Source organism: Thermostichus vulcanus str. 'Rupite' (assembly GCF_022848905.1).
Taxonomy (GTDB): domain Bacteria; phylum Cyanobacteriota; class Cyanobacteriia; order Thermostichales; family Thermostichaceae; genus Thermostichus; species Thermostichus vulcanus_A.
This window is the reverse complement of record NZ_JAFIRA010000032.1, coordinates 1-21,089: the sequence shown is the minus strand read 5'-3', so window position 1 is coordinate 21,089 and position 21,089 is coordinate 1. Positions and strand designations below refer to the sequence as shown.

The following is a 21,089-nucleotide window of genomic DNA, read 5'->3' as shown; positions in this document are numbered from 1 at the left end:
CCCAAGAAAAACATCCCCGTCACCCCATTTTCATGGCAAGTTGAGAACAAATGCCGCAACAGAGGCCGTCATGGAGAGCAAGATCCTGTCCCGCGATGTCCAGGTCGCCTCAATTGGCCCCGCAACCCTGGCTCTGCGCTCCCGCACTTGGGATCGCCTGAAGTTTGAAATCGAATATGCCCGCCAACGGGGCACCACTGCCAACAGCTACTTGATTCAGGCGGATCAAGCGATTTTGATCGATCCGCCGGGAGAATCATTCACCGATATCTTTCTAGAAGAACTGGCGCAGCACCACTATCTACAACGGCTGCAATTTATTCTGCTCAGCCATGTTAATTTCAACCGCATTGCCACCCTAAAAGCGCTGTTGCCCCTTGCCCCTTATGCAGTAGTGCTCTGTTCTAAGCCAGGGGCGATTACGCTGCGGGCTGCCTTCGAGACGGATCCCTTGCCCAGTCTACCGGCCCGCGACGAAGAAGAGGCCGCCGATTTGGGGATTACCTACAACGGGGACCAGTCCTTTCGCCTGCGGGTGGTGCGAGATGGGGAATGTCTGGATTTGGGGGAAGGCCATGAGCTGCACTTTCGCACCGTACCGACCCCTCGTCATCCCGATGCCCTCTGCACCTACGACCCCGCCAGCGGGATCCTCTACAGCGACAAACTCTTTGGTGCCCATGTTTGTGACGAGCACCTCTTCGATGAGCACTGGCGGCAACTGAGTGAGGATCGCCGCTACTATTTTGACTGTCTGCATCGCCTTCAAGCCCCACAAGTGAAGGCAGCCCTAGCAAAATTAGCGGATTTTCCTGCCAGCACCTACGCTCCTGCCCACGGGCCCCTAGTCCGCCACAGTCTACGCCGGTTGCAACTGGATTATCAAACCTGGTGCGAAGAAAACCCCGCCGAACAACGGGTTGCCCTCCTGTTCACGTCCGCCTACGGCAATACCGGATTGATGGCAGCCGCCCTAGGACAGGGGCTGGAACGGGCAGGGGTGATTGTGGAAAGGGTGAACTGCGAGTGGGCCACCCCAGAGGAAATTGGACAAACTCTAGAGCGGTGCCAAGGATTTATCATCGGGTCCCCAACCTTAGCGGGTCATGCGCCGGTACAAATCCAGACCGCTCTAGGCATCATCCTTTCCTCTACTCCCAATACCAAGGTGGCGGGCGTGTTTGGTTCCTATGGCTGGAGTGGGGAAGCGGTGGACTTTATTGAGAGCAAGTTGCTCAATGCCGGTTTTCCGCTGGGCTTCGAGACGATCCGGGCTAAGTTCAAACCCACCACCGAAGTGTTGCAAGCCTGTGAACAGGCGGGATCCCAATTTGCCCAAGCGCTGCGCAAAGCAATGCGAGCCCGTTCTCCCCGCCAAACCAGTGGCGAAACTCAGGCGGCTCGGGTTGAACAAGCCCTGAGTCGGGTGGTGGGATCCCTGTGTGTGGTTACGGCCCAACAGGGGGGGATCCGGCGCGGGTTTCTCACCTCTTCCGTTGCTCAGGCCAGTTTCAATCCGCCCGGATTAACGGTTTCTGTGAGCAAAGATGAGGCAGAACTGCTGACTCAACCGCAAGTCCCCTTTGTGCTGAATATTTTGCGGGAGGGCAAAAGCAGCCTGCAACGACATTTTCAGCGACCGCAACGGCCAGGGGAAGATCGCTTTGCCGGAATCGAGACCATTGCTGCGGAGAACGGTTGTCCTATTTTGCAGGAGGCGCTAGCCTACCTCGAGTGTCGGGTGAAAAACTGGATGGGCTGCGGGGATCGCTATGTCGTTTATGCCCAGGTGGAACGGGGCAAGGTACTGGATCCGACAGGGGTGACCGCTATGCACCATCGGCGCACCTGAGATGAGCCGAGTCTTGAAGCTATTGGGTGGAACAGGGATCCAAGCGCAAACCGGCGGCCCTTTCAACCTAGGGTAGTCTCTTCCTGCACCTGCGGGATCCAGAGGGTAAAGGTTGTCCATCCGGCGCTGCTGCTGACCTCTAGGGATCCCTGCAAGCGGTCGATGATTTGTTTGACCAACGCCAAGCCCAAACCGGTACCGCCTTCTTTCCAGGGATTACGGTTGCCAATGCGATAAAAGCGCTCAAAAATACGGGGCAACTCTTCTGGAGGGATCTCCTGGCTGTTGCTCACCTGTAGGCAGGTTTGTTGCACGTCCGGCTCTACCTTCAAGGAGATGGATCCCTGGGCAGGCGTATATTTGACCGCGTTGTGGAGGAGTTCCCGTAAAATACGGCCCAACAGGGTTGGATCGGTGCTGATCTGACCGTCTAGAGGAACACTGGCTTCAAACTGTTGTCCACGGGACTGGGTTTGTTCAGTGGTAATGGACAGCAAATCTCCCAGGAGTGCCTCCCACGTCAGGGTGCGAATATCCAGGGTATAGGCCCCCGCCTCCAGCCGTTGCAGATCCAGCAAGTCGTTGATCAGTTCAATTTCGCGGCGACATTCCCGTTGAGCAATGGCTAGGTATTGAGCGTGTTTCTTGCCAGGGGGTGTGACCTGGAGCATTTGCAAGGCAACCCTCAGACTGGTTAGCGGCGTGCGCAACTCGTGACTGACGGTGCTGATGAAGTCATCTTTCAATTGGTTCAGCCGTTCTAGGGCGAGCACCTGCTCCTGAGTCGCTCGAAACAAACGGGCCTGACGCAAACCAATGGCACATTGATTGGCCACCTGACGAATGAGCCGCAGTTCCTGCTCATCAAAGCCATCCCCAGAGCGGCGAAACACCCACAAGTCTCCCAAGGTGTGATCTTTGTCAGTGAGGGGACAAGCAAACACCACACTGTGATCTTTTTCGGGGCGAACCAGAGTTGGGGAAATAAAGCAAAACAAGCAGGATTGCCCGCGCGTCAGTTGATGGTAAAGATCATCATAAATACCTCCCACCATCGGTATAGAAACGTTCAGGGCAGATTTCACCCGTGGACAATACTCATAGGTGATCGTTGAACGGGTGAGATCAGCATTGTAGAGGCCAATATCACAGCCATCTACCTGTAAGTTTTTCCCCAGCTCTTGGACAGCACTGCTGAGGATTTCAGCTTCATCCAGCGAGTCCCGCACACGATCGGTGATGCGCTTAAGAAGCGCCTCAAATTGCAGAGATCGTTCCAACTCAAGGGTGCGCTGCTGAATTTTTTCTTCTAAGTTTTGATTCAAAACTTGCACCTGTTTATACAGTTGTGCTTGCTGCAAAGCAATCGCCAGTTGATCCGCCAGTTGCTGTAGCAACCGGATTTCCCAGCCCTCCCAAAACCGTGGGGCTTGGCAATGTTGGGCCACCAGTAACCCCCACAGCTTTTCTGAGGCATTCTCTCGAATCGGCACCACCAAATTGGCCTGGGCTTGGAAAGAATCCAGCAACTCCTGATAACAGGGATCCAGATGGGCCGCCCGAACATCCCCCAACGCCTGGACAAAGCCCTGACAATACTTGCGATAGCAGGGATCCGCTTGGAAATAGGCATCCCAAACGGAGCGCCCCAGCTGGCTAGGCCAGGGCTCCTGAACGGACTCGGCGATGACCACTCCCCCTAACAGTTCTTGGAGTTGGTAGATCATGACCCGATCCACCTGTAAGCATTGCCGGACTTCTGCTACAGTCGTTTGCAAAATTTGATCCAAATCCAGGGTTTGGCGGCTGCGCTGCAACAAAGACCCTAATAACCGTTCTCGTTCTGCCTCCTGAAGGAGGACATCCTGGGCAGTTTTAAGAGGTGTAATATCAACACAAATACCACAGAGGGCATAGGGATCCCCATTCCCATCCCGCAGAGCAAACTTGGTCACCAGACTGGTAATCTCTTGTTCGGGATAAGGAACCACTTGTTCGTAGCTAATCGGCTGATGGGATTGCAAGGCAGTTTGATCTTCTCGCTGGTAGCGCAGGGCATTGTCTGGTAAAAAAAGTTCAGCATCCGTCTTGCCTAAGATTTCGTCAGGGCTAAGTTTCTCCAGGCGTAAATAGGTGGCATTCACTTGGGTATAGCGACCCTGTAAATCCTTGAGAAAAATAGGAAATGGGATCCCGTCTAAGATGGCCTTGAGGCGTCTTTCACTCTCTTGCAAATCCAATTCCACCTGTTTTTGGCGGCTAATATCGCGGGTATTGGAGACAATGCCCTGAATGACAGGATCCGCTAGCCAATTGGTAGCCAAACTCTCCAGCCACACCCAATGACCATCAGCATGTTGCATGCGATAGACAAAGCTCAGGGGCTGACCTGGATGGGCCAATAACTGCTCAAAAGCAGCAGCTATCTTGTCCTGATCCTGCGGATGAACCCAATCGAGGGGGCGAAACTCCCCCGGTACAGGGACATAGCCCAAAATGGACTCAGCGGCTTTCGGATTCAGACAATACAGACGCCCTTCAGCATCCATGTGGTGAAGGATGTCATGGCTGTTTTCGATCAGGGCATGGAATCGTGCTTCTTGCTCTTTGAGTTCTTGTTCTAGGCGTTTTTGCTCGGTCATATCCAGGGTGATGCCCAACACCCCCAACCCTTCCGACTGATCTCGAATCGGTACCGTCAGACGATAGGTATAGCGTTCTTCCCCCAGAATGAGTTCTTTACTCTCCCGTTGATAAACGCCCTGCTGGTTAATTTGGGCAAGAATTTTGTCGTGACTGTCTTGCCAGTTATTTTGCTCATACGCTTGTTCGATTGAGGTGCCGAGCAGATCCCCAAACCAGGCGCGATCTGTGGCATTTTGTAGGATTAACACCCCTCGTGAATCTCTGGCCCAAACTGCCAATGGCAAGGCATCCAATAGAGTTCGCAGTTGAGCTTCGCGCATCCGTAAGGTTTCTTCCAGCTGCTTTTGTTGGGTGATCTCCCGGCCTACCCCGCGAATGAACTGCAACCGGCCCCGTCGGTCGAATAAACCCTGGTTAATCCACTCGAACCAACGGGTCTCCCCATTGGCATCCGGCAAGGAGTTGACACACACAACCGTCGGCTGGTCTGGAGTCAGTTGGGCTAGCTTTTCCCGCACCAGGGCTTGTTCTGAGGCGGGCACTGAGTCGATCCAGCGTTTGCCCCGCCAATCTCCCAATAGCTTTTGATAGGCACTGTTGTACTCCAGCACCGTGGTATCAGCCCGCGACAGGGTGATTAGGTCAGGAAAGCCCTCCTGGGTGCGCTTCAGGGTTTGCTTGTGCCAATAGCTCACTGCCGCCAGTGAGAGTCCCCAGAGAAGGATGAAAACCCAATCGGGTAAAACATCGAAATCGATCATCCAGTCGGCTCACACAGGCTGTCCATTCATGATGAATCCATTCTCAACACACCTTCAAGTATTCCAGAGAACTTTCGCGATCATTCTCAGCGCGACCTCAATTCAGTTCAGTAGATAACATAACAAGCAATCTACAGGAGTTGGGGATCCCAAGAAAGTTAGATTTGTTACGGGCTTGAGGAAGATAGATAAGGTTGTATCCAACGCACCAGGCGCTCCGACAACAGAAAGGCTTCCGGCTCCGCCCCTTTCAGGCCCGATTGGCTGCTGAAGTGGGCAATCACCTCTTCTCGTTCAAAATCTTCCCCCTGAAACCGCAATCGCACTTGGCTTTGCACTTGAAAACTCTCTTGAGCTTGGTTATCCAAAACCTCCCGGCCAAGGCGATGCATCCGCACCGTTTGCAACTGAGCCCAGGGATAGGAAAAAACCCGCTGTCGCCACAATCCCCAGGGGCCACGATGCTGTGTCAGGGAAACCGTTTGGGTTTCCCGATCCAAGCACAAGGTATGGCCCAAGCCCCAAGGGATCCCAATGCCCACGCCAACCCCCCAACAAATTAGGCCAAACAAAAGGGAACGACCCCAAAGCTGGGATCCCAGCCCCAATAACAGGATCCCTACCCCTGCCCGCAAAAGAACCTGCTTAGCCGAGATTGGTCGCAAGCCAATCCGCAGCCGCTTCAGGTTTCGTTCCAGGAGTTGCAGATGAAGCTGTGCCATTGAGCCACTCCAGAGTTTCGTCGCACCAAGCCACCCAGTCAGCTTCGTAGCGGATGCCGCGACGCAGGGTTCGGTACATAAATTGCTTTGGGAGTGGAGCCGCCGTCAAGTTCTGAAAATACGCCTCCTCCACTTGGTGATAATGCTCCAAACGCGCCTGATGGTATTCCCGTCGCCGTTGCACTTCCGCCCGAATCACCAAGGGATCCACCAGATACCCCGCCAGCACCTTCACCAACAGTTCTTCTCGAATTGCCGCTGGGTCAGAGGGCTGCGCCACCCATTCTTTGAGGGCCTGCAATCCTGCGGGAGTAATGCGGTAAAGCTTTTTATTGGGCCGGTCGGTTTGGATCACCCGTTCTCCTGCGATCCACCCCTGTTCTTCCAGGCGGTTGAGTTCCCGATAAATCTGTTGTTGGCTGGCTTGCCAGTAGCAGGCAATACGCTCGTTAAAGTCTTTCACCAGTTCGTAGCCGCTGGTGGCCTCTTCCACAAGGCTGGCCAGGATGGCATGGGCAAGGGACATGCGCCGTTAAGATAAAGGGCTATTTCTAGGATATCCCAGCAGGAATATTCTACAAGTTGAATATTAAGTTGAGTAACAAGCCGAATCAGAGTGGCCCGCACTACCCTTCTACCAACCCAGCCAATCCAGCAAAGTAGCTCCTCCTAGCCATAGCCCCACCAAAATCGAAGTGGTCAGGAATCCACCCGCCACACAAATCAGGGATCCCAAACTACACAGGATCCCGTCTTCTTCCATCAGACCAAAGGCAGTCACAAAAACCCCTATCGCCGGTAGGGTATTGGTGCCCGGGATCGGAATGATCATGGAAATCCCCATGAGAGTAATCAAGGTGCCCAAAACCCCTCGGCTCAGACGCGATGTACACAGATAAGTCCAACGGGGGCGAGAAATTTTTTCAATGCGTTGCAACCAAGGGATCCCGGCCTGCACCAGCCTTTGAAATTGATTCAGTTGAATTGATTTTTGCAACACCCATTCCGGTAACCAGGGGGTGGTTCGCCCCATTGCCAACTGAGCCGCCAGCAGGACAATCAACAGGCCAAAGGGTGTCGAGTAGCCCGGGGCAGGCAGGGGTAAAGCCGAAGGTAGGGACAGGACAACCAAAAACAACCCAAAGCTGCGTTCGCCCGCCAGTTTCAAGATTTGCTCGACTCGGATCCTTTCTTCAAGGGATCCCGCCTCGGAGGCAGGGGAGCTGAGGGGATCCACCAGGCTCTGGATTTGGGAAAACAGGGCTAGCTCCTGAGATAGACGAGCCATAAAGGGAATGACTTGTGGGAAAAGCGATGGGTACCAGTGCTCGAACTTTGTGCAGATCCAGGGTCAGATCTAGAAGACCAACGCTAGCCTACTGCAAAACCTGTTGGATATTCTGAACGCATGGGTGGTTCTGGAGAGGTGGCATGAGTCATGGGGCTGTGGACATGAGCGGGCCTGAGCGATGGAAGCGATGCAAGAATCCATCTCGGCCTTGCCAAGGGATGCACGGGATGGGATGGGGATTGCTACTGGGATCCCTGTTGATATTGGGGGGCGGTGTAGCCTTTGCCCAATTGCAGTTGGATGTGGGTACTTCCACCACAATGCCACCCGAAGAGCCGGATCCCGTCTTGCCGCCGCCGCCGCTGGGGGTGCGACAGATTTCCGTGAATACGGATCCCGAGCAAACCGCCGATATGCCCCTTTCCTTAATGGGGGAACAGGTGTTGGAAGCGGTGTGTGAGGCGCAGATCGATGCCCAGCGGGCCTTGGCTCTCATGCCCGATCTGAGTGAATCCCACATCCGGGCCGCCTGTCCGAAACGACTGATCCCGAAAGGCTGAAGGCCGGAAAAGTGTAGTCGAGAATACGTTTGCTGCTGAGGGCGGGTGGTACTCAATGAGTGTACCGATTTCTTCAGGGATCCCTCTGCATGTCTAGGCTGGCTTGCTTTCGGTCGGGTTGTATTCAGGAATGGATTTCACGGTTAGCGCTGGCGGCGGCTCTGCTCAGCCTTTTTGCGTTGGGACGGACAGCCCAGGCGCAATCGAGTAGCGATATCAGCGGCATGAAGCTGGCAATCATCCTGGGAGGAACTGCCAACGACGGCTCCTGGAACCAGGTGGCTGCCGATGCAGGTAAAGCGCTGCAGGCCAAAGGGGTAGAGGTGGCGATTGTGGAGCAGATCCCGGATCCCGATGTGGAGCGGGTGTTGCGCCAGTACGCTGAGCAGGATTTTGACCTGATCATCGGCCATTCCTTTAACCATCAGGATGCTGTGTTTGCGGTGGCAGAAGACTTTCCAGAGGTGAACTTCTCTTGGGGTGGGGCGATTGGTCGGGTCAGCGAGAATGTCTCCGACTATGACCAGCCCTTTCATGAGGGGGCCTATCTGGTGGGGATCCTGGCAGGAGAACTGAGCCAAACCGGTAAGCTGGGAGCCCTCTACGGGTTTGAGATTCCGGTGTGTAAAGCGATGGGCAATGCCCTCTTGGCGGGGGCGCAGTTGGTCAACCCAGAGGCAACGCTCACGGATGTGGCGGTGGGGGATTGGTACGATGTCGGGCGGGCCAAGGAAGCCGCTTTAGCCCAAGCGGAAACCGGCGTGGATTTTTGGATTGGCTGCGGTCAAGGCCCCACCTGGGGATCCATCGAGGCAGCCAAGGAGATAGAAGGCTTTAGCACCGGCTATGTGGGCAACATGACGGAGCTGGGCCCGGAGGTGGTGGTGACCAATATCGTCTGGAACCTGGAGCCCACCTTTGAACAGATGTTGAAAGACACCCAAGCCGGTACCTACGCCGAGCAGTACTACTCGCTGGGGGTCGCAGACGATGCCGTGCGGCTAGAGTTTAACCCGGCCTTTGAAGACCGCATCAGCCCGGAAACCCTCGCCCTCTACGAAGCAACCCTGGCCAAGATCCAAAGTGGCGAATTGGAAGTGCCCTTCCAGCCCAATTAACTCCATTCCCCCTCGCCGGGGATCCCCAAGCAACTCAAAGGTGCGGGTCATGAGCGAACGATCTTCGGATTCCATCTCCCAAGCGCCAACCGCAACGGTGGATCCGATGCAGGATCCGCTGATCCGAGGGGATTGGCATGCGGTAGCACGGCGGCAGGATCTGGAAACCACCCCTCAGCCGGTGCCAATACGGCTGCTAGAAGAAGATCTGCTGCTCTGGAACGCGGAAGGGGAGTGGTGCTGTTGGGCGGATCGCTGCGTCCACCGCGGCACGGCCCTCTCCTTGGGCACCGTCAAAGAATCCACCCTGATCTGCCCTTACCACGGCTGGGTGTTCGATGCGCAGGGGCGGTGTATTCATATTCCCGCCCACCCGGAGCAAACGCCCCCCCGACGCGCCTGCATCCCCACCTATGCAGTACAGGAGCGCTATGGGTTGATCTGGGTCTGTTTGACCGAGCCGCAACAACAAATTCCCCCCTTCCCAGAGTGGGGGGATCCCAGCTTTCGCCCTTTGTCGTCCCGGGGGTATCGTGTTCGTGCCTGTGGAACCCGCGCCATTGAAAACTTCCTGGATGTCAGCCATTTTCCCTTTGTGCACGAGGGGATTTTGGGGGATCCGGCCCATGCCGGGATCCCGGACTATCCGGTGCAAATCACCCCAGAGGGGGTGCTGGCGGAAAACGTGCAGGTGTATCAGCCGGATCCCTATGGTACGGGGGTGGGGGAGAGGGTGTCTTATACCTATCGTGCTCTGCGCCCCCTAACCGCCTATTTGCGCAAAGATTCTGCCGAGCAGTGTGTGGCCATTTTGCTGACGGTCACTCCCCACTCGGAGCAGGAAAGCACCCTGTGGATGTTGATGGCCATGAACTACGCCCACGACACCCCAGCGCAGGAATTGCTGGACTGGCAGGAGGCGATTGTGTTGCAGGATATCCCGATTTTGGAGTCGCAACGGCCTGTGCAACTGCCCTTGGATCCGCAACAGGAGCTACACCTGGCCTCGGATCAATCCGCCATTGTGTATCGGCGCTGGCTGAAGGCATTGGGCTTACGGTTTGGAGTGCTTCCCTGACGTAGGGTTTCCCGGTTTTCCTAGTTTTTGAATGGTTGTTCATTGACCCCTTCACCCATGCAGCTTTCCCACCTGAGCGCCGCCGACCGCACTGGGATCCCCGCCGATACGCCACTGGTGCAGATGCAGGGGATCCGCAAAGCCTTCCCGGGGGTACTGGCCAACGATGGAGTCGATTTTGAGCTGCGCCCAGGAGAGATCCACGCCCTGCTCGGGGAAAACGGAGCCGGGAAAACCACCCTGATGAACATCCTGGCGGGCCTTTACCAACCGGATAGCGGCCAGATCCGTTTGCGCGGCCAATCGGTGCGGATCGGATCCCCACGCCAGGCCATCCAGCGGGGGATTGGCATGGTGCATCAGCATTTTATGTTGGTGCAAAGCTTTACGGTGGCAGACAACATTGTTTTAGGGCAGGGATCCGGCTGGCTCCAGGAGAACACCAAACAACTACACGAACAGCTGCGGCAACTGGCAGAGCGCTACGGGTTGCAGGTGGATCCGGCGGCCCAGGTGGCCCAGCTTTCGGTGGGAGAGCAACAGCGGGTAGAGATCCTCAAGGCCATCTATCGCGGCGCCGATATTCTGATCCTGGATGAGCCGACGGCGGTACTGACGCCCCAGGAGGTGGAAGAACTGTTGCAGACGCTGCGGGCTTTGGCTGCCCAGGGCACGGGGATTGTCTTTATTTCCCACAAGTTGAAGGAGGTGCTGGCCCTCTGTCATCGGGTGACGGTGCTGCGGGATGGCAAAACGGTCGGTACGGTGGCGGTAGCCGAACAGCTACAAAGTCTGGGATCCGCCGGTTGTGAACGGCTGCTGGCCCAGATGATGGTGGGGCGGGAGATCAAACCGGCCTCCTGGGGGAAGGCCGGGGAACCAGGCTCACTAGGGGATCCCCTCTTGCGACTGGAGGGGGTAGTGGCCCTAAGCGACCGGGGTTTGCCCGCTTTGCAAGGGATCCACCTCCAGGTACGGGCCGGAGAAATTGTCGGCGTGGCGGGGGTGGATGGCAATGGCCAACGGGAATTGGAGGAGGTGATCGCTGGCCTGCGGCCCATCCAAGCGGGGACATTACGCTTTGCCGAATCGGGGCCGGTGAACTTAGCCCACATTCCCTCGGATCGCTACAGCATGGGCCTGCTCTCCGACTTTAGTGTTGCGGAAAACACGATTTTACGGGATGTGGAGCGGGATCCCTATTGTCGGCGGGGCTGGCTGGATTGGCGGGCGATTGCCCGGTTTGCCCAGCAGTTGGTGTTGCAATTTACGGTGAAAACCCCTTCCATCCAAACACGGGCTGGGAAACTGTCCGGGGGCAATGCCCAAAAATTGGTGCTGGGACGGGAATTGGCGCGGCAACCGCAACTGATTTTGGCGGCACAACCGACGCGGGGGCTGGATATCAGCGCTATTGAATACGTGCATCATCAACTGTTGCAACAACGGCAGATGGGAGCAGGTATCCTGCTCATTTCGACGGAGCTGGAGGAGATCCTGCAATTGAGCGACCGTATCGTGGTGCTCTACGAGGGGAAAATTCGCGGCGAAACCGCAGCAGAACGGGTGGATATTCATCAATTGGGCCTGTGGATGGCGGGGAGAGAGTAGGTGCAGGGGTGGCTTTCGCGGTCGACTCCGTTGCGGCTGGGCAAGGGATCCCTGGTGGCGATGCCGCTGCTGGGGGCAGGAGTAGCACTGTTGTTGGGGGCACTGTTGATTGCCCTGGCGGGACATAACCCGCTGACGGCTTATGGGGTGATGCTGCAGGGGGCTTTGGGTAGCCAACGATCCCTAACAGAAACGGCGTTGCGGGCGACGCCGCTGTTGATCATGGGGTTGGGGTTGACGATAGCCTTTCGCTGCAAGGTGTGGAATATCGGCGCGGAAGGGCAGTACCACTTGGGGGCTTTGGCGGGGGCAGCCGTCGCTCTGAATATGGCGGATCAACCGGCTTGGCTGGTGCTGCCGCTGATGGTGTTGGCGGGAGTGGCGGGAGGGGTGCTGTGGAGTGGGTTGGCGGGTTGGCTGCATCTGAAACGGGGTATGAATTTGATCATCGTTACCCTGATGCTGAACTACATCGGCATTTTGTGGGTGCGCTACATGGCCCGTAGCCCCCTGCGGGATCCCAAGGGGTTTTTACCGGAATCGGCTCAGTTTGCAGCGGTGGCACGATTGCCTCGGCTGCTGGATACCCGCTTGCACTTGGGTGTGGTGATGGCGGTGTTGTTGGTCGGGATTGTCTATGTGCTGTTGTGGCGAACATCGTTGGGGTTTCAGTTGCGAGCGGTGGGATCCCGTGCCAGTGTGGCCCGCACGATGGGGATCCCGGTGGGACGAAATATTTTAATGGCTTTGTTGATCAGTGGGGGACTGGCGGGGTTGGCGGGCATTATCGAAGTCAGTACCACCATCACCCGTTTGAAGGGCACGATTTCTGATAATTACGGCTTCAGTGCCATTTTGGTGGCTTTGTTGGGGCAGTTGCAGCCCGTGGGGGTCTTGGTGGCGGCCTATTTGTTCTCCGCCTTAAATATTGGGGCAGAGGCATTGCAGGTACGGATGCAGATCCCAGCGGCAGTGGCGCAGGTGATCCAAGCGTTGGTGGTGCTGTTGGTGTTGGCAGGGGATGCCTTGGGCAGAAATCGCGGGCGCGAGTAAGGGCAGGGATCCCTTGTTGTGCAAGTTCAGGGTGAGGTTTTAGGCAGATAGAAGTATTCGGTGGTACAGCCCTCTCTCTAACGGAGCTTGTAGGGGCTGTCTGAATCGTCGTACAGTGCGCTTTGACCTTGCCGGATCCCTTACCCATGTCTGATCTTACCTGGTTGGATCCCCTCACTCAGCACTTTCAACTGGGGGATCCCGAACCCCCTCAACCGATCCAAATCGGCCTCATCCACCAAACCTGGAAACTCAGTACCCCTCAGGGATCCTTTATTGCCCAGCGTCTTCACCCGATCTTTGATCCCACTGTCACCGAAGATGGCCAAACCATCAGCCAATGGCTACGACAACAGGGCTTTCCTACCCCACAATTCTGCCGTGCCCGTGATGGATCCCTGCATTTGAGCTGGGCAGAAGGACTGTGGCGAGTGATGGAGTGTTTACCGGGATTTTGTCATCAAACCCCTCCCGATTGGGGGTACCTGGAACAGGCGGGGGCGGCGATTGGGCGACTGCATCAGCTCTTGGCTCGGTTTGAGTATCGTTTCCGGTTTCGGATCCCGCACTTTCACGATACGGTTTACATTTGGCGGCAGCTACAGCGCCACTCCCCAACCGCCGAGGTGCAAGCGGAATGGGACTTTCTTATCAATACCGTGCCAACCCTATTTTTGCCCTCCGGGATCCCGACCCAAATCATCCATGCTGACCTTAAATTCAACAACTTTTTGTTTGATGAGCAGGGGCAATTTGTTGGCCTGTTGGATCTCGATACCTTTATGCACCACAACCTCTACATTGAACTGGGAGATGCTCTACGCTCTTGGGGTAAACGAGGGGAAACCCTCCAGGCTGAAGCGATCTTGGCGGGGTTACGCGGCTATGCCCAAACCGGGAACCTCCGCGCCCTGCAACCAGAGTTGATCCTCCAGGGGATCCAATTGATCACCCTAGAACTGGCAATGCGCTTTCTCCAGGATTGGTTTGAAGACTGCTACTGGAATTGGGATCCTGAGCGATACCCCAGTCGCAAAGCCCACAACCTCGCCCGTTGCCGACAGCAAATCCGCCTTTATCAAGCCCTAAAAGCTGTAGCACCCCAGTTACTGGAGTCGATCCGCGGCCTTTGAAGGAGAGGTTCATGTTTCAGAAGGGGTGAGGGCATAGCAACTGGCCAAGAGCCTGGCGGAGCGGATTTCCCGTTCGGCATGATGTTCCAAGATGCGCCGCAGCAGGCGTTCTGTTCCCAACCAGGCTGCCAAAGGCAGGGAATCTTCAGACAGGCTGGGCAAGGTCGGATTCGGCAGGGATCCCAAGGCTTGCAAAACGGAACCTGAGACCAGCGAAATGGGGTTGGGCCGCTGCGCCACTCGACAGGGCTCACAAACCATCCCCCCCGACTGAGGGCTGAAAAACACACTGCCAGCTAACCGACCGCGAAACTCACTGTGGCAATAATGGCAAGCCTGTACCTGAGGGGCAAACCCCGCCAAAGCCAGCAGGTGATACAACCCATGGGTAAGCAAAGGCAGGACAGCCTCAGGGTCAGGGGCCTGTTCCAAACGCTCCAGATGTTCCACCAGCAGCACGAACAGATCCTCTTGGGTTTGATCCGACAGGGCCAACATTAAAGTCACCTCCGCCAGGTACTGGGCTGCTGTCAGATGAGCCAGGCTGCGGCTGAGGCGAGGGAAGCTCTGTAGGGTTTCAGCTTGGGCAATGCGTTGTAGCCGTTGGGAAGCATCGGTTTGAGCAGGCCAACGTCCGTGGGCAATAAGCAAGTCATTAACGACAAATTGCTCCATGCGCCCCCCCAGCTTGGAAGGCTGTTTACGGGATCCCTTGGCCACGGCCCGAATCAACCCCTGTTCGCGGGTGAGGATAGTGATAATCCGATCCGACTCCCCCAGAGGGATCCCTTTTAAGTTGATGCCGGTAACCCGATAGGTGCGCCCACTCATACGCTGGCCGATCCTTTGGCATTCAACTCCTGCATCAGCTCCAGGCCCCAAGAAGTGCCAATGCGGCTGGCCCCTGCCTCGATCATCGCCTCTGCCTGAGCCACTGTCCGGATCCCTCCCGAGGCCTTAACTGCGACTTTTCCCCGGCTCAGTTGCCACAGCAATTGCACATCCGCTACTGTTGCTCCCCCCATCCAACCGGTGGAGGTCATCAAAAAGGCCACTCCGGCATCAATGCACACTTCCCCGGCTAATTTTTTTTCATCTTCTGTGAGCTGGGCCGTTTCCAAAATCGCTTTCACACAGACTCCCGTTTCTTCCACCAGTTGGGCGATCTCGGCATGGAGACGATCCAGTTCTCCTGCTTTCAGCCAGGCTAAGTTGATGCGCACATCCAGTTCTCGGCAGCCCTGTTCCACTGCCAGTTGGGCCTCGTAGAGCTTGACCTCTGCCATCGATGTGCCCATCGGAAACCCAACCACCGTGCTGACCTGAACCGGGGATCCATGCAATCGCTCCACAGCCCGAGGCACATAACAGGGCGGGATGCAGAGGCTGGGAAAACGATAGCGCAGGGCCACTTCACAGCCCTGATCGATCTGCTCTGGGGTGAGCATCGGTAACAGCAGAGTGTGGTCAATATAGTCCGCCAAGTTGATCGAGCCATCCACAGCGCCCTTCGGCTGCCATGAGAGCATCTGCTTACTCCCCAGTTTTGACGATCTCCACTCTAGCGCCCGCCTTCAGCCACAGGGATCCGAAACTGAATCAGCAGCCTTTATCCCTTTTTAGATGCAACAGTAGCAAGCACAACCACTGCCGTTGAAAGAATCGACTATTGTTCTCTATGGCCTTGACGGGTTCTGTGCAATGCTGGTTACTCAACAACCTGTCCTGAAGCGATTTTGGTACCCTGTGATTCCCGTTAACCATCTGCAGAGGGGGCCGAAACCTTTTGAGTTGCTGGGGCAGCGCATTGTTCTCTGGCTGGATCAGGCGGGAAACCCTGCGGCAGTGGAGGATCGCTGTTGCCATCGCACAGCGCAGCTGTCGAAGGGCTGTGTGGTGGAAGGGACAATTCAATGTCCTTACCATGGCTGGCAATTTGATGGCTCTGGGGCCTGTGTGAAAGTGCCTCAGTTACCAGCAGATGAGCGGATCCCGGGCAGCTATAGGGTGAAGGCCTTTCAAGCCCAAATTCGCTACGACTACGTTTGGGTGTGCCTGCATGATCACCCTTTGCAGCCGATTCCGGATTTTCCTGAGGCCGAGGATCCCGGGTTTCGCGTCATTCACCACTTCTATCAGCGCTTTCCCTGCAGTGGCCTGCGCATGATGGAAAATCTCTTGGATAATGCTCACTTCAGCATCGTTCACACCAAAACCTTTGGGGATACCAGTAACCCCATCCCACCCCAGATGGAGCTAGAAGAGTTGGAATGGGGTTTGCGGGCCCGCACCGCCATACCCGCCACCAACCCACCCCTACAACAGAAAAACCTGGGCATTTTCGAGGAGAAAACCGTTCGTTATACGGATGCCACCTGGTTTATGCCGTTTGTGCATCGAGGCCGCATTACCTATCCGAATGGGTTGATCGCCGTCTTGTTTATGGCTGCCACCCCCATTAACGACCGCGAGTCTCAGTTGGTGCATTTCTGGATTCGCAGTGACCGCGAAGAAGACATCCCTGCAGCAGGGATCATCGAGTTCAATCGCATGGTGGTTCAAGAAGACGAGGCTATCCTACAAACCACCGATTGGGATACCCCCCTGAGCATGGATGGCGAACAACACCTGGCTGCTGATAAGCCCGGGATCCTAATGCGGCGCAAACTGGCAGCGCTGCTCAAAGCTTACGGAGAAACCGAGCAACGGCGCCAAGCCTAAGGGTAGTTCTTGAACCCCAGTTCAATCGTGGAACGTTCCGTAATTCCGTAATCTTTTATTTTATTTGTATCTATTTGTATTTGTATCTATTTGTAGGCAGCTAGACTGGCAGCGATGATCGCCTGGGTTTCTTCTAGTCCCTTCCAACCTAAGATCTGGGTTTCTTTTTTCTCTAGGCGTTTGTAGGTGCCGAAAAATTCCGCGATCTCATCCAGACGGTGCTGAGCCACATCTTCAAGTGTGTTCACCGAGGCATAACGGGGATCCTTTGCCGGGACACAGAGCAACTTTTCGTCGGGATCCCCGCCATCGATCATCTGCAGCATCCCCAGCGGGCGCACGGTAATGACACAACCGGGGAATGTGGGCTGATCCATCATCACCATGCCATCCAGGGGATCCCCGTCTCCTGCCAGGGTATTGGGCACAAAGCCGTAATCATAGGGATATTGCACCGAGGAATAAAGCACCCGATCCAGTGCCATCGCTCCCATGTCTTTATCGAATTCATATTTGTTTTTGCTGCCCCCGGGAATTTCAATGAGCACGTTGAGGAGGCCAGGCTTAGGTTGAGCAGGGATCCGCGACAGGTCGATCACAGCAAGTATCCTCAGGGGATGAATGAACAGCCAGAGGGCATTATAAATCGAAGCGCTCCCCCGCAAAAGGGAAAGCCAGCTAGACACTGAGCAGGCAAGCTACGGATGAGACTCCCCGGGCAAGATTCGAACTTGCGACCAATCGGTTAACAGCCGACCGCTCTACCGCTGAGCTACCGAGGATTGAAGCGTTTCCCATCATAGGAGATGAAAGTGTCCCAAGGCAACTATCCTGATCTCTTTCATTCAAAACCGGGATCCCTGGGCTGCTGGTCTACAACAGTTGCTTGGGTGATCTTGGCAGTGGGGACAGCCAGCGACAGCTGAGGAAGAGCCCAATAGGCTGGGTTTGGCCTCACAAACGGGTGCATCCTAAGGCCGCCATGGGGATCCGGGCGGACAAACCCTGAAAACGTCCTCGTCAACTGGACGGAAGCCATTACAATAGGTTACGGACATTCGCCAGCACCCCTCATGGATTTCGGAGTCGGATTTCTCTCCAACAACGTCATGTTGCCGATCCTGGATTTTTTCTACGGGATCGTACCTAGCTACGGGCTGGCCATCATCTTCCTGACGTTGGTGATCCGCTTTGCCCTTTATCCTCTCAACGTGGGCTCCATCCGCAACATGCGGCGCATGAAGGTGATCAACCCGGTGATGCAACGGCGGATGCGGGAAATTCAGGAGAAATACCGCGATGATCCCCAGAAGCTGCGGGAAGCCCAGTCCAAGCTCTACAGCGAATTGGGAGCCAATCCCCTCGGGGGCTGTTTGCCGCTGCTGGTGCAGATGCCGGTGCTGTTTGCTTTGTTTGCAACACTGCGGGGATCCCCATTTGCGGCGGTGACTTACGATGTGAACCTGCAAATCTTGCCCACAGAGGTAGCGGCTGAGGTGGTGCCTGCTCCTTATGTCAGCCCCAGTAAAAATATTTTTGTGACCGATTCCCTGCACAAGCCGGTGGTGCTGGTGGAGCCAAAGGGCACGAAGATTGGCGTTGGGGAAGAAGTGGAGTTTCTGTTGCAGGGGGCGGGAGGTAAACCCTTTGAACAGTTAGTGGTGGAAGCAGGTGGGGATCCGAGCAAACTGCAGCCCACCTGGAAAATTACCAAAGGGGAAGATCGCGCCCAAATTAAGCCGGATGGCACCCTGCTGGCTCTGGAGCCAGGGGATGTAACGGTACAGGTGTCGATTCCGGGCTTAGCATCGGATACGGGATTCCTGTTTATCGACAAACTGGGTCGCGTTGGTGCCTTTGACGAAGATGGCACCATTCACTGGGACATCGTCGCCATGATTGTTATCTTTGGGGTGTCTATTTACTTAAACCAATCTTTGACGACTGCCGGACAGGATTCAGGTAAGGAGGATCCCAGCCAAAGTTCGATGGCGCGTATCACCCCTGTGTTGTTTTCAGCGATGTTTTTGTTTTTCCCCTTGCCTGCAGGTGTCTTGCTTTACATTCTGGTTTCCAACATTTTCCAAACCGTGCAAACAGCCTTGCTCTCCCGCGAGCCCTTGCCAGAGAACCTGCAACAGTTGGTGGAAGAAGAACGGCGGCGGGCGGCTGAAGTGATAACTGTGGAAGCGGAAGAGGTGGGAAAGTCTGCTAAGCCCAAAACAGAAGGCCGCGAATCATTACCTTTTGAACCTTAAGGGATCCCCTGCTGCTAAGTTGAGTCCTTGAGTAAGCGTGTGAGCCCCTTTGGAACTGGAGTTGCCCAGGATGAGTCCCCCTCAGTCTTCTATGGGAGCAACAGCATCCACCCTGAGCGAATCAGCTTTGGCTGAAAATCAAGAACGTGCTAGACAGTGGCTGCAACAGGTGCTCTCCGCCATGGGCATCCCGGCTGCGGTACAGGTGGTGGGAGAAACGCTGGAGATCGAGGCTGCTTCGCTAACAACGGCACAAAAGCAACTTTTACTGAGCAAAGCCCCCCCTTCGCCACGGGAGTTGGGCCAGGAAGAGGATCGCTCCCCGGTGGTGCTGGATGCGCTGCAATACTTGGCCAATACCCTTCTGAACCTGAATCAACCGGAAGACCAACAGCAAGCCTATACCTTAGAGCTGGATGGCTACCGTCAGCGCCGTCTACAAGAACTGCAGGATATGGCAACTTTAGCCGTGAACCAGGTTCGAGCCAGTGGCCAAGAATATGAGTTTCAAGCCCTTTCGGCGGCGGAACGTCGTCAAATTCATACCCTGTTAAGCGACCCCGCCTATGCGGATCTGGAAACCGTTAGCCGGGGGAAAGAGCCAGATCGTCGCCTGGTGATTCGTCCGGTGCGTGAAGGAGCTAAGTGAGCATTGTCTGTATCGCGGGATCCGCGAGAGCCCTGCTAGCGACAAAAGAGAGTAGGAATGTTGAAGCCCATTCGTCTATCCGATCTACGCCAGCTGCCCCAACACACGCAGGAGTTGGAGTTTAAGCAGTTTTTCCAGGGCTTCGAAAGTCTGACCCCTGTAGAGGGATCCCTGCAGGTGAGTCATCGGGGCCATTTTCTGGAGGCCAGTGCCCAAGCCCAAACGATTGTTACCCTGACCTGTCACCGGTGTTTGCAACAGTTTAATCACCGGCTGAATGTGGAGTTTGAGGAGATCATTCTGATTCGGGATCCCAGCCCGGAACCCCTGCCCCTGGAGCTGGAATTGAAAGATGAGGAACTGTTGGAGAGTTTGCCCCCCAGTGGTGAGTTGGATGTGGAGGATTGGATTTATCAACATCTGCATTTGGAAATGCCTCGCCAGTTACCCTGCCGCCCCGACTGTGAGGGGATTGTGGTAGAAACCCCCCAGGAGCAGGTGGATCCCCGCTGGGCTGCTCTTGGAGCTTTAGCAGCTAGGCTTCAGCAAGCTCCGCTTAAGGATTCCCCTTAGGTTTGTTCTTTCTCTTCCTTTTTTGATGTTGAACTTGCCGGTACTCTGGCGTTTTGCCCGACCTCACACCCTTTACGGCACCAGTGCCAGCGTGCTGGGCCTTTACCTGTTGGCGGGGTTTGTAACTGAGGGATCCTGGGAACAACTGCTATCCCCTCTGCCTTCGTTGCTCCTGGCCTGGGTGGCTTGCTTGGCAGCCAACGTCTACATCGTCGGCCTGAATCAGCTCACCGATATCGAGATCGACCGCATCAACAAACCCCATTTGCCCTTAGCGGCGGGATCCCTGACCTGGGCAGAGGGAATGGGAATCGTCTCGGTGTGTGGGGTGGGATCCGTGCTGTTGGCGGCGACGGGGATCCCTTATTTGCTGCTGACGGTGCTCCTGAGCAATGGGATTGGTACGGCCTATTCATTGCCCCCCTTGCGGTTGAAGCGCTTTCCACTGGCGGCCTCGGCTTGTATTTACTGTGTGCGGGGGGTAATCGTCAATTTGGGCCTTTACAGCCATTTTCAGCAGCTACTCCAGGCCAGGGTAGAGCTGTCGGCACCGATTGTGTTGCTGACGGGGTTTATGTCCATTTTTGGCTTGGTGATCGCCCTCTACAAAGATATTCCCGACATGGAAGGGGATCGTAAGTTTGCCATCGCCACCTTTTCTTTACGGTTTGGGCAAGAGCGTATTTCCACCTTTTGTATTGGGATTTTGGCCTGTTGCTATCTGGGGTTGATTGGCTTGGGGAGTGGGTTTTTGCCGGTGCAAAACAGTCGTTGGCTGTTGATAGGACATGTGTTGGGGTTGGGAATCCTCTTGGGCTACGGGATCCGTCTGGATGTAACGCGGCGGGAAGCAATCGTGAATTACTATCAACTGATCTGGAAGCTATTTTACCTGGAATATTTGTTGTATCCCTGGGCTTTTCTATAACTGGGTAGGCTGATTGACTGACAAAAGCTGCTTACAGATAGCTGGGTGCCTTGCTGTGCGGTAGTTTTGGAGATTGAAGAGATGAAGGGGGAGCCAGCGTTCTAAGCTTAGATACCACTCAAAACCGTGAACGCT

19 protein-coding genes and 1 tRNA gene are annotated in these 21,089 nt (G+C 55.6%); 12 read left to right on the top strand and 8 right to left on the bottom strand.

Going from position 1 to position 21,089, the window contains the following annotated elements; translation table 11 throughout:
* Positions 1–70: 70 nt before the first annotated feature.
* Complete coding sequence (locus tag JX360_RS11895) at positions 71–1,852, top strand: diflavin flavoprotein (RefSeq protein WP_244351161.1); 1,782 nt, start codon at positions 71–73, stop codon at positions 1,850–1,852.
* A gap of 62 nt (positions 1,853–1,914) precedes the next feature.
* On the opposite strand, the gene JX360_RS11890 is transcribed toward JX360_RS11895, so the two are convergent.
* The 4 genes from JX360_RS11890 to JX360_RS11875 form a co-directional block, all read right to left on the bottom strand.
* A complete protein-coding gene (locus JX360_RS11890) occupies positions 1,915–5,259 on the bottom strand; it encodes a sensor histidine kinase (RefSeq protein ID WP_244351159.1) in 3,345 nt (1,114 codons plus the stop codon).
* Positions 5,260–5,426: 167 nt separating this feature from the next.
* Complete coding sequence (locus JX360_RS11885) at positions 5,427–5,981, bottom strand: hypothetical protein (RefSeq protein ID WP_244351153.1); 555 nt, start codon at positions 5,979–5,981, stop codon at positions 5,427–5,429.
* Positions 5,905–6,507 (bottom strand): PadR family transcriptional regulator, encoded by a 603-nt coding sequence (locus JX360_RS11880; RefSeq protein ID WP_244351150.1) that lies wholly within the window; start codon positions 6,505–6,507, stop codon positions 5,905–5,907. Before JX360_RS11880 ends, JX360_RS11885 begins: the two co-directional genes overlap by 77 nt.
* 108 nt (positions 6,508–6,615) lie before the next feature.
* Positions 6,616–7,269: an exopolysaccharide biosynthesis protein gene (locus JX360_RS11875; RefSeq protein WP_244351147.1), complete on the bottom strand. Its 654-nt coding sequence runs from the start codon at positions 7,267–7,269 to the stop codon at positions 6,616–6,618.
* A 230-nt stretch (positions 7,270–7,499) separates the two neighbouring features.
* On the opposite strand from JX360_RS11875, the gene JX360_RS11870 reads away from it, so the two are divergent.
* The 6 genes from JX360_RS11870 to JX360_RS11845 all read left to right on the top strand — a co-directional run bounded on the left by JX360_RS11870 (position 7,500) and on the right by JX360_RS11845 (position 13,825).
* The gene (locus JX360_RS11870) at positions 7,500–7,832 is read left to right on the top strand and encodes a hypothetical protein (RefSeq protein ID WP_244351144.1); all 333 of its coding nucleotides are present in this window, start codon (positions 7,500–7,502) and stop codon (positions 7,830–7,832) included.
* A gap of 89 nt (positions 7,833–7,921) precedes the next feature.
* Positions 7,922–8,950 (top strand): BMP family protein, encoded by a 1,029-nt coding sequence (locus tag JX360_RS11865; protein ID WP_244351141.1) that lies wholly within the window; start codon positions 7,922–7,924, stop codon positions 8,948–8,950.
* Positions 8,951–8,999: 49 nt separating this feature from the next.
* Positions 9,000–10,028, top strand: coding sequence for an aromatic ring-hydroxylating dioxygenase subunit alpha (locus JX360_RS11860; protein ID WP_244351139.1), 1,029 nt, complete (start codon positions 9,000–9,002; stop codon positions 10,026–10,028).
* A gap of 123 nt (positions 10,029–10,151) precedes the next feature.
* The gene (locus JX360_RS11855) at positions 10,152–11,639 is read left to right on the top strand and encodes an ABC transporter ATP-binding protein (RefSeq protein ID WP_425244396.1); all 1,488 of its coding nucleotides are present in this window, start codon (positions 10,152–10,154) and stop codon (positions 11,637–11,639) included.
* On the top strand, positions 11,640–12,692 hold the full coding sequence (locus JX360_RS11850; protein WP_244351135.1) for an ABC transporter permease: 1,053 nt from the start codon (positions 11,640–11,642) through the stop codon (positions 12,690–12,692).
* A gap of 146 nt (positions 12,693–12,838) precedes the next feature.
* Complete coding sequence (locus JX360_RS11845) at positions 12,839–13,825, top strand: phosphotransferase enzyme family protein (protein ID WP_244351133.1); 987 nt, start codon at positions 12,839–12,841, stop codon at positions 13,823–13,825.
* Positions 13,826–13,834: 9 nt separating this feature from the next.
* Here the strand turns inward: JX360_RS11845 and recO are convergent, their stop codons facing one another.
* Together recO and deoC are read right to left on the bottom strand one after the other, a co-directional pair.
* Positions 13,835–14,656 carry a DNA repair protein RecO gene (recO, locus tag JX360_RS11840; RefSeq protein ID WP_244351131.1) on the bottom strand — a complete coding sequence of 274 codons (822 nt, stop codon included), beginning with the start codon at positions 14,654–14,656 and terminating at the stop codon, positions 13,835–13,837.
* On the bottom strand, positions 14,653–15,354 hold the full coding sequence (deoC, locus tag JX360_RS11835; protein WP_244351129.1) for a deoxyribose-phosphate aldolase: 702 nt from the start codon (positions 15,352–15,354) through the stop codon (positions 14,653–14,655). Before deoC ends, recO begins: the two co-directional genes overlap by 4 nt.
* 172 nt (positions 15,355–15,526) lie before the next feature.
* Between deoC and JX360_RS11830 the strand changes: the two genes are divergently transcribed.
* The gene (locus JX360_RS11830) at positions 15,527–16,546 is read left to right on the top strand and encodes an aromatic ring-hydroxylating dioxygenase subunit alpha (RefSeq protein WP_244351126.1); all 1,020 of its coding nucleotides are present in this window, start codon (positions 15,527–15,529) and stop codon (positions 16,544–16,546) included.
* Positions 16,547–16,632: 86 nt separating this feature from the next.
* Here the strand turns inward: JX360_RS11830 and JX360_RS11825 are convergent, their stop codons facing one another.
* Both JX360_RS11825 and JX360_RS11820 read right to left on the bottom strand, forming a co-directional pair.
* Positions 16,633–17,142 carry an inorganic diphosphatase gene (locus tag JX360_RS11825; protein WP_244351232.1) on the bottom strand — a complete coding sequence of 170 codons (510 nt, stop codon included), beginning with the start codon at positions 17,140–17,142 and terminating at the stop codon, positions 16,633–16,635.
* Positions 17,143–17,256: 114 nt separating this feature from the next.
* A tRNA-Asn gene (locus JX360_RS11820) sits at positions 17,257–17,328 on the bottom strand.
* A gap of 291 nt (positions 17,329–17,619) precedes the next feature.
* Here JX360_RS11820 and yidC point away from each other — a divergent pair.
* The 4 genes from yidC (at position 17,620) to JX360_RS11800 (ending at position 20,954) form a co-directional block, all read left to right on the top strand.
* The gene (gene yidC / locus JX360_RS11815) at positions 17,620–18,804 is read left to right on the top strand and encodes a membrane protein insertase YidC (protein ID WP_244351123.1); all 1,185 of its coding nucleotides are present in this window, start codon (positions 17,620–17,622) and stop codon (positions 18,802–18,804) included.
* Between the two features lie 70 nt (positions 18,805–18,874).
* A complete protein-coding gene (locus tag JX360_RS11810; protein WP_244351120.1) occupies positions 18,875–19,453 on the top strand; it encodes a Jag family protein in 579 nt (192 codons plus the stop codon).
* Between the two features lie 57 nt (positions 19,454–19,510).
* Positions 19,511–20,026 carry a YceD family protein gene (locus JX360_RS11805; RefSeq protein ID WP_244351117.1) on the top strand — a complete coding sequence of 172 codons (516 nt, stop codon included), beginning with the start codon at positions 19,511–19,513 and terminating at the stop codon, positions 20,024–20,026.
* Between the two features lie 25 nt (positions 20,027–20,051).
* Complete coding sequence (locus JX360_RS11800) at positions 20,052–20,954, top strand: homogentisate phytyltransferase (RefSeq protein ID WP_244351115.1); 903 nt, start codon at positions 20,052–20,054, stop codon at positions 20,952–20,954.
* Positions 20,955–21,089: the final 135 nt, after the last annotated feature.

Bases quoted from the DNA above. Each gene is read 5' to 3' on its own strand.
- JX360_RS11855 (WP_425244396.1), top strand. From the start codon at position 10,152: ATGCAGGGGATCCGCAAAGCCTTCCCGGGGGTACTGGCCAACGATGGA.
- JX360_RS11805 (WP_244351117.1), top strand. From the start codon at position 19,511: ATGTTGAAGCCCATTCGTCTATCCGATCTACGCCAGCTGCCCCAACAC.
- JX360_RS11860 (WP_244351139.1), top strand. From the start codon at position 9,000: ATGAGCGAACGATCTTCGGATTCCATCTCCCAAGCGCCAACCGCAACG.
- JX360_RS11800 (WP_244351115.1), top strand. From the start codon at position 20,052: ATGTTGAACTTGCCGGTACTCTGGCGTTTTGCCCGACCTCACACCCTT.
- JX360_RS11865 (WP_244351141.1), top strand. From the start codon at position 7,922: ATGTCTAGGCTGGCTTGCTTTCGGTCGGGTTGTATTCAGGAATGGATT.
- JX360_RS11875 (WP_244351147.1), bottom strand. From the start codon at position 7,269: ATGGCTCGTCTATCTCAGGAGCTAGCCCTGTTTTCCCAAATCCAGAGC.
- yidC (WP_244351123.1), top strand. From the start codon at position 17,620: ATGGATTTCGGAGTCGGATTTCTCTCCAACAACGTCATGTTGCCGATC.
- recO (WP_244351131.1), bottom strand. From the start codon at position 14,656: ATGAGTGGGCGCACCTATCGGGTTACCGGCATCAACTTAAAAGGGATC.
- JX360_RS11890 (WP_244351159.1), bottom strand. From the start codon at position 5,259: ATGATCGATTTCGATGTTTTACCCGATTGGGTTTTCATCCTTCTCTGG.
- JX360_RS11870 (WP_244351144.1), top strand. From the start codon at position 7,500: ATGGGATGGGGATTGCTACTGGGATCCCTGTTGATATTGGGGGGCGGT.
- JX360_RS11830 (WP_244351126.1), top strand. From the start codon at position 15,527: ATGCTGGTTACTCAACAACCTGTCCTGAAGCGATTTTGGTACCCTGTG.
- JX360_RS11845 (WP_244351133.1), top strand. From the start codon at position 12,839: ATGTCTGATCTTACCTGGTTGGATCCCCTCACTCAGCACTTTCAACTG.
- JX360_RS11885 (WP_244351153.1), bottom strand. From the start codon at position 5,981: ATGGCACAGCTTCATCTGCAACTCCTGGAACGAAACCTGAAGCGGCTG.
- JX360_RS11895 (WP_244351161.1), top strand. From the start codon at position 71: ATGGAGAGCAAGATCCTGTCCCGCGATGTCCAGGTCGCCTCAATTGGC.
- deoC (WP_244351129.1), bottom strand. From the start codon at position 15,354: ATGCTCTCATGGCAGCCGAAGGGCGCTGTGGATGGCTCGATCAACTTG.
- JX360_RS11810 (WP_244351120.1), top strand. From the start codon at position 18,875: ATGAGTCCCCCTCAGTCTTCTATGGGAGCAACAGCATCCACCCTGAGC.
- JX360_RS11880 (WP_244351150.1), bottom strand. From the start codon at position 6,507: ATGTCCCTTGCCCATGCCATCCTGGCCAGCCTTGTGGAAGAGGCCACC.